7 protein-coding genes are annotated in these 9276 nt (G+C 72.6%); 2 read left to right on the top strand and 5 right to left on the bottom strand.

All coding sequences use genetic code 11. The features are described from left to right. Together B0E54_RS31440 and hflX are read right to left on the bottom strand one after the other, a co-directional pair. On the bottom strand, positions 1-1335 hold a 1335-nt coding region (locus tag B0E54_RS31440; RefSeq protein WP_234591468.1), incomplete at its 3' end, for a hypothetical protein. Between the two features lie 50 nt (positions 1336-1385). Further along, positions 1386-2840 carry a GTPase HflX gene (gene hflX, locus B0E54_RS31435; protein ID WP_234591467.1) on the bottom strand — a complete coding sequence of 485 codons (1455 nt, stop codon included), beginning with the start codon at positions 2838-2840 and terminating at the stop codon, positions 1386-1388. Positions 2841-3025: 185 nt separating this feature from the next. Between hflX and B0E54_RS31430 the strand changes: the two genes are divergently transcribed. Beyond that, on the top strand, positions 3026-4492 hold the full coding sequence (locus B0E54_RS31430) for an NAD-dependent malic enzyme (RefSeq protein ID WP_234591463.1): 1467 nt from the start codon (positions 3026-3028) through the stop codon (positions 4490-4492). Between the two features lie 203 nt (positions 4493-4695). On the opposite strand, the gene dapF is transcribed toward B0E54_RS31430, so the two are convergent. The 3 genes from dapF to B0E54_RS31415 are packed head-to-tail and all read right to left on the bottom strand — an operon-like array spanning position 4696 to position 7227. After that, positions 4696-5553, bottom strand: a complete 858-nt coding sequence (gene dapF / locus B0E54_RS31425) for a diaminopimelate epimerase (RefSeq protein WP_234591462.1) — start codon at positions 5551-5553, stop codon at positions 4696-4698. Positions 5554-5560: 7 nt separating this feature from the next. Beyond that, complete coding sequence (gene miaA, locus B0E54_RS31420) at positions 5561-6493, bottom strand: tRNA (adenosine(37)-N6)-dimethylallyltransferase MiaA (protein ID WP_234591453.1); 933 nt, start codon at positions 6491-6493, stop codon at positions 5561-5563. After that, entirely contained in the window at positions 6490-7227 is a 738-nt protein-coding gene (locus tag B0E54_RS31415) for a class III extradiol dioxygenase subunit B-like domain-containing protein (protein WP_234591451.1), read from the bottom strand. The genes miaA and B0E54_RS31415 overlap by 4 nt, the downstream gene beginning before the upstream one ends. Before the next feature lie 201 nt (positions 7228-7428). Between B0E54_RS31415 and B0E54_RS31410 the strand changes: the two genes are divergently transcribed. Further along, the gene (locus tag B0E54_RS31410) at positions 7429-8637 is read left to right on the top strand and encodes a DUF349 domain-containing protein (protein ID WP_234591447.1); all 1209 of its coding nucleotides are present in this window, start codon (positions 7429-7431) and stop codon (positions 8635-8637) included. Positions 8638-9276: the final 639 nt, after the last annotated feature.

Raw genomic sequence — 9276 nt, 5'->3', positions numbered from 1 at the left:
GCCACCGGCCGGGCGTGCACCGCCGCCGCCGTACACGGCACCGCCGGCAGGAGCGGGACCGCCCCGGCCCGAAGCACCGCCGTAGACGCCGCCACCGGCCGCCGCACCGCCGTACACGCCGGTGCCGGGACGGCCACCGCCGGGCGGGACGTCCTCGTCCCGCAGCGCGCCGCGCCGGTCGTCCCGGCCGTCAGTCGAATCCGCATCGTCGGCCGCGGGTGGCCGGCGGCGGGCCCGCAGGATGCCGAAGATGCCGGCGCCGACGAGCAGCAGACCGAGCACGCCGACAGCGCCAACGAGGTAGGTGATGTCGTCGAAACTGAGCCCGTCGATCCAGGACTTCTCGGCCGCCGGCTTGCCACCCCCGGGAGCGGCAAGAGGCGCCGCCACGCTGGTGGACGGCGTGTAACTCAGAATGTCGACGGGCTCGTCCGCGGTGAGCTGCCCGCCGTCGGAGACCGTGACGAAGGTCTTCCCGTCCGGCGTGTAGGAGATCGCCTCACCGAACGGGTCGGCCAGTGGCGTCACCCGGGGCTTGCCGGTGGTGAGCGCACCGAGGACGTCGCCGCCGGTCACGTCGTACTCGAAGGCGTCCGCGTACGTCCGGATGACGACGCGGCTACCGTCCGGCGACCGGGCGGCCCCGGTGACCGCGAGCCGGCCGTAGACGCTGAGCGGGTTCTCCGTGGAGGTCTTCGGCAGCTTGATCTCGCCGGCCTTCTTCATCGGCACCGGCTCGGTGTCGCCGTTCTTCAGCTTCGCCGTCGGGGTGAAGATCTCCGCGTTGCCGCTCGACACCTTGGTGATGATCAGCGGAAGGCCGTCGGCCCCCACCAGCAGCGCCTCGGCGTCGTGCGGCTTGTTCTCGGGGTAGGAGAGCCGGTGCAGCACGGGCTGCTTCGTACCGTTGATCGGCATGGTCCAGACCGCGATCCGCGACCGCCGCTCCTTGTTGCTGGTGTTGTCGCCGATGTCACCGATCCACAGGATGTCACCCTTCGGCGACACGGCCAGGTCCTCGGTGTCGAACGGCCCCTGGCCCGAGTAGCGGACCGGCTCCTTGGCGACCTTGCACTTGCTGTCGAGGAAGAAGATCCGTTTGCGCGCCTCGACATCGGTGCCGTCGTTGATGACGATGTAGCCGGTCTTGGTCGCCACCAGCCCGGACAGCTCCCGCAGCCGCTCGTCGGTGACCGAGCAGCGCTTCTTGCCGGGGATGGCGCCGGACGGCTGGGATGATCCGGGAGCGGGAGCGGCTACGGCGACTCCGGCCAGCGCCACGGTTGCCCCGAGCAGGCCGAGGGCAACCGTGACCGAGGAAACAACGCGGCGCATTCGGCCAGTGTCGCATGCCGCGCGTTTCCGGTGGATGACGCCGGGGCCGCTCAGGGCCGGCTGCCGACCGCCTGGCCCTCCCGCTGCACGTCGAACGGCGCCAGCTCGGCGGCGAGCGCCGCACTGACCCGGACGTGCAGCAGAGTGCCCTCCGGCAGGTGCGACGTGCTGAGCACCTCGCCGGTGCGGTGCACCCGGGACACCAGGTCACCCCGGTCGTACGGCAGGACGGCCCGGACCTCCACGGCGGGTTGCGGCAGCCGCTCCTCGATCGCCGCCCGCAGGGCGTCGATCCCCCGACCCGAGTACGCCGAGACGAAGATCGCCTCCGGCCAGAGTCGCTTGAGACGCAGCAGCGCGTCCTCGTCGGCCGCGTCGGTCTTGTTGACCACCAGCAGCTCGGGCAGCCGGTCCGCGCCGACCTCGGCGAGCACCTCGTGCACGGCCCGGACCTGCTCCTCCGGATCCGGGTGCGTGCCGTCGACGACGTGCACCACCAGATCCGCCTCGGCGACCTCCTCCAGCGTCGAGCGGAACGCCTCGACGATCTGGTGCGGCAGGTGCCGGACGAAGCCGACCGTGTCGGAGAGCGTGTAGAGCCGCCCGTCCGAGGTGGTCGCCTTGCGGGTGGTCGGGTCGAGCGTCGCGAAGAGCGCGTTCTCCACCAGCACGCCCGCGCCGGTCAGCCGGTTGAGCAGGCTGGACTTGCCGGCGTTGGTGTAGCCGGCGATGGCCACGGCGGGCACGGAGTTGCGGGTGCGACGGGCGCGCTTGGTGACGCGTACCGTGCGCATGCTCTTGATCTCGCGACGCAGCCGGGAGATGCGGTGGCGGATGCGCCGCCGGTCGGTCTCCAGCTTGGTCTCACCGGGACCACGCACGCCCACGCCGCCGCCGGCGCCGCCACCCCGGCCGGAACCACCGGTCTGCCGGGAGAGCGTCTCACCCCAACCGCGCAGCCGGGGCAGCAGGTATTCGAGCTGCGCCAGCTCGACCTGCGCCTTGCCTTCCTTGCTCTTGGCGTGCTGGGCGAAGATGTCGAGGATCAGCGCCGTACGGTCGACGACCTTGACCTTGGTGCGCTGCTCCAGGTTGCGCAGCTGCGACGGGGACAGCTCACCGTCGCAGATGACCGTGTCGGCGCCGGTGGAGAGCACCACCGCGCCCAGATCGTCGACCTTGCCGCGGCCGATGTACGTGGCCGGGTCGGGTCGGGTACGACGCTGGATCAGCCCTTCGAGCACCTGCGAGCCCGCGGTCTCGGCGAGCGCGGCCAGCTCGGTCAGGGAATTCTCGGCGTCGGTCACCGTGCCCTCGGTCCAGACGCCCACCAGGACGACCCGCTCCAGCCGCAGCTGGCGGTATTCCACCTCGGTGACGTCGGAGAGCTCGGTTGACAGGCCGGGGACGCGTCGCAGGGACTGTCGCTCCGACAGCTCCATCTCGCCGGTGGTGACGTCGTCGAACTCGTCCTCGACGGGGACGAAGCTCTCCTGGTCTCGCAAGCGGTTCTCCTGTCCGAAATGATGAGTAGAACGTAATCCTGACATGACACAACGCCGAACGCACCTGCTATATGCCCGTGCTGGAGGTCGCCAAAAGTGGGGGCGAATACCGGTCGACCACGGCAACCCGGTAGAAATGCTCAGGCGGCGGCCGACCGGCCGCACAGCCGTGACGGAGGGATCCCGTGGCCATCACCCGACTGCCGAGCGCCGGATTTTCGATCACCATCCGGATCGCCGTGACCGCGGACGCGTCCTCGATCGGCCGGCTCACCACCTCCGTCGGCGAGGCCGGAGCGATCGTCACGGCGCTGGACGTGGTGGACTCGGACCCGACGAACGTGATCGTCGACCTGACCTGCGACACCGCCGACGCCGGTCACGCCGACCAGGTGGTCGAGGCGCTGACCGCGCTCGACGGCGTGGACGTGCGCAAGGTGTCGGACCGCACGTTCCTCCTGCACCTCGGCGGCAAGATCGAGGTGACCTCCAAGGTCGCGCTGCGCAACCGTGACGAGCTGTCCCGGGCGTACACCCCGGGGGTGGCTCGGGTCTGCATGGCGATCGCCGAGAACCCGGCCGACGCCCGGCGGCTGACGATCAAGCGCAACACGGTGGCGGTCGTCAGCGACGGCTCGGCGGTGCTCGGGCTGGGCAACCTGGGCCCGGCCGCGTCGCTGCCGGTGATGGAGGGCAAGGCCGCGCTGTTCAAGCGCTTCGGCGGCGTGGACGCCTGGCCGGTCGTGCTCGACACGCAGGACACCGACGAGATCGTGCAGATCGTCAAGGCGATCGCGCCCGCGTACGGCGGGATCAACCTGGAGGACATCGCCGCGCCGCGCTGCTTCGAGATCGAGGCCCGGCTGCGCGAGGCGCTGGACATCCCGGTCTTCCACGACGATCAGCACGGCACCGCGATCTGCGTGCTGGCCGCGCTGACCAACGCGCTGCGCGTCGTGGGCAAGCAGCTCGCGGACGTCCGGGTCGTCGTCTCCGGCGCCGGCGCGGCGGGCACCGCGATCATGAAGCTGCTGCTGCGCCAGGGCGTCGGCGACATCATCGCGTACGACCGCCAGGGCGCCCTGCACCGCGGGCTGAGCGACCTCAACCCGGCCTGGCAGTGGCTGGCGGAGAACACCAACAAGGAGAACTACTCCGGCGACCTGCCGGGCGCGATCCGGGGCGCCGACGTGTTCATCGGGGTCAGCGCGCCGAACCTGCTCACCGGCGACGACATCGCCGGCATGGCGAAGGATGCCATCGTCTTCGCGCTGGCCAACCCGGACCCGGAGGTCGACCCCCGGGAGGCGCGCAAGTACGCCGCGGTGGTCGCCACCGGCCGCTCGGACCAGCCCAACCAGATCAACAACGTGCTCGCCTTCCCCGGCGTGTTCCGCGGCATGCTCGACGCGCACGCCGAGGAGTTCACCGAGGAGATGGCGATCGCGGCGGCTCAGGCCATCGCCGACGTCGTCGGTGAGGAGAAGATCAACCCGACGGTGATCGTGCCGAGCGTCTTCGACTCCCGGGTCGCCCCGGCGGTCGCCGCCGCCGTCCGCGCCGCCGCGCACAACCCCAGCCCGCTGCCGGCAGCCGACCCCGGCCCGTCGGACCTCCCGGAGATCGCCGCGAACGCCAGCGCCACCCCCTGAGCAACTCGACGCCTGCGGGCGCTAGGCGAGGGAGGCCCCCGACCGGGTCGTTCCCTCCTTTGCTCTGCTTCACCCCGCGCAACACCTGATGTCCGGTTATCGGACACCGGGTGTTGCGCGGGTTGAAGCAGAGCAAAGGGCCGACAGCAGCGGCCGGTGAGCAGAAGTCGGCCGCCGGCGCGCAGCCGGGTGCGCGGCCGGCCTCAGCGCCCGGGCGCAGCGGACAGGATGGAGAGGTCGACCTCGCCCGTTGCCACCAGGACGGCGGGGCCGGACAGCCAGCACGAGTTCTCGGTGACCGTCACCGTCAGGCGGCCGCCGGGCACGTCCACGGCGACCACGCCGGTGTCCCGGCCGGCGTCGCGCAGGGCCACCGCGCCCACCGCGCAGGCGCCCGTGCCGCAGGACAGGGTCTCGGCGCTGCCGCGCTCGTACACCCGCATCAGGGAGTGCCCGTCGGTGCCGTCGACCGGGTCGCCCGCCACGATGAACTCCACGTTCACGCCGGCCGGGAAGACCTCCGGGTCGAACCCGGGCGCGACGGTCAGGTCCAGTGCCGACAGCTCCACGCCGGCGGGCAGGACACAGACCAGGTGCGGGTTGCCGATGTCCACAACCGTGCCGGGCAGGGTCAGGCCGCCCAGGGTGGCGGTCGAGGAGTCGTACACCTGGGGGCGGCGCATCTCGACGGACACGGCGTCGCCCTCGACCAGCGCGCGCACGACGCCGGCCCGGGTGGCCACCGGCAGCGCCGCGCCAGCCGGCGTGGCCAGTTCGTTGTCCAGCAGGTAGCGCACGAAGACCCGCGCGCCGTTGCCGCACATCTCGGCGAACGAACCGTCGGCGTTCCAGTAGTCCATGAACCACTCGGCCTCACCGGCCAGCCCGGCGCCGTCCGGATGCTTGGCCGCCCGGACGACCCGCAGCACGCCGTCCGCGCCGATGCCCCGCCGCCGGTCGCAGAGCGCCGCGACCAACTCCGGGGTCAGGTCGAGCTGACCGTCCGGGTCGGGCAGGAGGACGAAGTCGTTGCCGGTGCCGTGGCCCTTGGTGAACTCCACGCCCCCATCATCGCGCAGCGGCCGGCACCAGACGCAGCGCGGCCCCGATCAGGTCCGGAGTCGCCGAATCCAGCCAGTGGATCCGCGGGTCACGCCGGAACCAGGACCGCTGCCGGCGCACGAAACGCCGCGTCGCCCGGACTGTCTCGTCGTGCGCCTGCGCCTCGGTCAGCTCACCGTCGAGCAGGCGCAGCACCTGCTGGTAGCCGAGCGCCCGGCTGGCCGTCCGTCCCTCGGCCAGCCCCCGACCCACCAGCTCGCGGGTCTCGGGCACCAGACCGTCGGCCCACATCCGGTCCACCCGCAGCGCGATCCGCTCGTCCAGCAGCCCGGTGTCCAGATCGACGCCCAGCTGCACCGACGGGTAGTACGGAGTCGGCTGCGGCAGCGACGCGGCGAACGGCGCACCGGTCAACTCGATCACCTCCAGGGCCCGCACGATCCGCCGGCCGTTGCCGGGCAGGATGCCCTCGGCGGCCACCGGGTCGGCGGCGCGCAGCCGCGCGTACAGCGGCGCGGGGCCCACCTCGGCCAACTCCCGCTCCAGCCGCTCGCGCAGCGCCGCATCGGTGCCGGGGAACTCGAAGCGCTCCAGCACCGCCCGCACGTACAACCCCGAGCCACCCACCAGCAGCGGCACCCGACCTCGGGACAGGATGTCGTCCACCGCCGCGCGGGCCAGCCGCTGGTACTCCGCGACGCTGGCCGGCTCGGTGACCTCCCAGATGTCGAGCAGGTGGTGCGGCACCCCCTCCCGCTCGGCCGGGGTCAGCTTGGCGGTGCCGATGTCCATGCCCCGGTAGAGCTGCATCGAGTCGGCGTTGACCACCTCCCCGTCCAGCGCGTGCGCGAGCGCGATGCTCAACGCCGACTTGCCCGCAGCCGTCGGACCGACCACCGCCACGACCGTGCCGGCCGGGACTGCCGCACCGCCGGTCACGCCCGCTCCCAGGACGCCACGAAGTAGGCCACGCCGTAGGGGGCCGAGTCGTGCAGCAACTCGCCGCGCCACCCGCCGCCGCTCGACCGGGCCGCCTCGGCGAGCACCTGCCACGACGCCCGGCCGGCGACCTTCAACTGCGCCGACAGACCCGCGTCCAGGTCGCGCAGGACGTCCAGGTCCGCCCCGGCCAGGGCCGCGGCGACCCGCTTGTCGTACGGGAGGGAGCGCTGGTCGTCGTACCCGGGGGCCTTCTCCCCCCGGCAGGCCGACCCGTCACCGAGCACCAGCAGCGCCACCCGGTCACCGGCCGCGGCGACCTGCTCGGCGAGCGCGGCCACCTCCACCGGCCCGGCGTCGGCGGTCACCTGCACGGCGGTCACCGGCGCGGCCGTCACCGGCGCGGCGGGGCGTTCGGCGTGCCGGGCCAGCAGCCACGCGCCGACCGTCAGGCTCAACGGCAGCACCGCGCCGCGGTCCGGCTGACCGGGGACCAGGGGCACGTCCAGGTCGACGCCCCAGGGCTGGAGGGACCCGGTGGCCGGGGGCCGGATCGGGCCTGTCGACGGGCCGACGCCGAGCAGCACCACCGCGTCCGGGTCGGCTGCCAGCAGTCGGCGTACGGCGAGGTCACAGGCCGCGCGCAGGTCGTCCAGTTCGCTGGCGGCGGCACCGGCAACCTCCGGCACGAGCAGGGGCGGATGCGGGCAGACAGCGGCGGCGACCAGTGGCACCCGTTCACCGTAGCGGGAACGCCCGGTGCGTCTCCGCGCCGATCCGGTCAATCAGGCTCTAGGACACCGTATGGTCACGGTCGGCGATAGGCGCTCGACGGGGACCGGGTCGGACCTGTGACAATGCCGGAAGTAACTTGGCTGCGCCGTGGCGGCGACGGGGGATGGCTCCCTCGACGCCGGGAGAACGAGGATGGGCACATGAGCGACTGGACTGCCTTCGGACGGGTGGACGCGGACGGCACCGTTTACGTCAAGACCTCCGAGGGCGAGCGGGTGGTCGGATCCTGGCAGGCGGGAGCACCGGAGGAGGGTCTCGCGCACTTCGCACGCCGCTTCGCCGACCTGGTCACCGAGGTGGACCTGACCGAAGCACGACTCAACTCGGGCGCGGCGGACGCCGGGAACTCGTTGAGCACAATTCGGCGGATCCGCACCACGCTGCCCGAGGCCCACGTGGTCGGCGACATCGACGCCCTGGCCGCCCGGCTGGACAAGCTGGCGACACTTGCCGAGGAGAAGGCCACCGAGGCACGCGCCGCTCGGGACGCCGCCCGCGGCGAGGCCCTGGCCCGCAAGACCGCGCTGGTCGAGGAGGCCGAGAAGCTCGCCGCCGAGTCCACCGGCTGGAAGACGGCAGGTGACCGGCTCAAGGAGATCCTCGACGAGTGGAAGACCATTCGCGGGGTCGACAAGAAGGCCGACGGTGAGCTGTGGAAGCGGTTCGCCGCCGCACGGGACGGCTTCACCCGGCGTCGGGGCGCCCACTTCGCCTCCCTGGACGCGACGCGCAAGCAGGCGCAGACCGTCAAGGAAGAGCTGGTCGCCGAGGCCGAGAAGATCAAGGACTCCACCGAGTGGGCGGCCACTGCCAACCAGCTCAAGGAGCTGATGACGCAGTGGAAGGCCGCCCCGCGTGCCTCCAAGGAGGCCGAGCAGAAGCTCTGGGAGCGGTTCCGGGCCGCGCAGGACGCCTTCTTCAGCCGGCGCAGCGAGGTGTTCTCCGCCCGGGACAACGAGCAGCGCGGCAACCTGGAGCGTAAGCAGGCCCTGCTGGCCGAGGCCGAGGCCCTGGACATCGACGCCGACCCGAAGGGCGCCCAGGCCAAGCTGCGGGAGATCCAGGCCCAGTGGCACGAGGCCGGCCGGGTGCCCCGCGAGGCGGCCGCCGGGCTGGAGCGCCGGCTGCGTGTCATCGACGACAAGGTCCGCGACGTGATGGACTCGGCGTGGCGCCGCACCACCAAGGAGGACAACCCGCTGCTCGCCCAGATGCGCGCGCAGGTTGCGGAGGCCGAGGAGCGGCTGGCGCGGGCGCAGAGCGCCGGGGACGCGCGCCGGATCAAGGACGCCGAACAGGCACTCGCCGCCAAGCGGCAGTTCCTCCAGCTCGCCGAGCAGGCCGGCTGACCTGAGACCGTCGGAGAGCCCCCGGTCCCGCACGGGACCGGGGGCTCCACCGTGTCCGGCGCTCACATCCGCACCCCCGCGCCCCGCGCGCAACCCGTCTCTCTCCCTCCGGCCCCACGTGCCGCGCCCCCGCACCCCACGTGCCGCGCCCCCACGCCCCACGCGCCGCGCCCCCACGCCCCACGTGCCGCGCCCCCACGCCTCACGTGCCGCGCCCCGCCCCACGTGCCGCCGCGCCGCGCGACCCGTGTCTCGTGCCCCACGTGAAGATCCACGCAACTTCCCGGATGTTGCTGCCTCCGGTGCGCGGGAGACAGCAACATCCCTGATATTGCGCGGATCTTGGTGACGGGCGCTTGCTCCATCGCCGGGAGCGGGGTCGGGGGTGCCCGCAGGCATCAAGGTCATGCTCGATCCAGGATGTAGTGGCCACCGAACGCCGGGATGCCACTACATCCATGTTCGAGCGTGATCATGAGGTGGGGGCCCGGCGCGCGGGGGCGGAGCGTGCGCGCGTGGAGGCCCATCGGGTGGAGGCAGGGCGTGCGCGGACGAGCGGCGCACGCCGCCGAGCAGCGCACGGGGGCGAGCAACGCACACGGCCGGGCGGCGCACACGGCCGGGCTGGGCACGGCCGGG

This window comes from Micromonospora sp. MH99 (assembly GCF_021442385.1).
Taxonomy (GTDB): Bacteria; Actinomycetota; Actinomycetes; order Mycobacteriales; family Micromonosporaceae; genus Micromonospora.
This window is presented reverse-complemented; position numbering and strand designations above follow the sequence as displayed.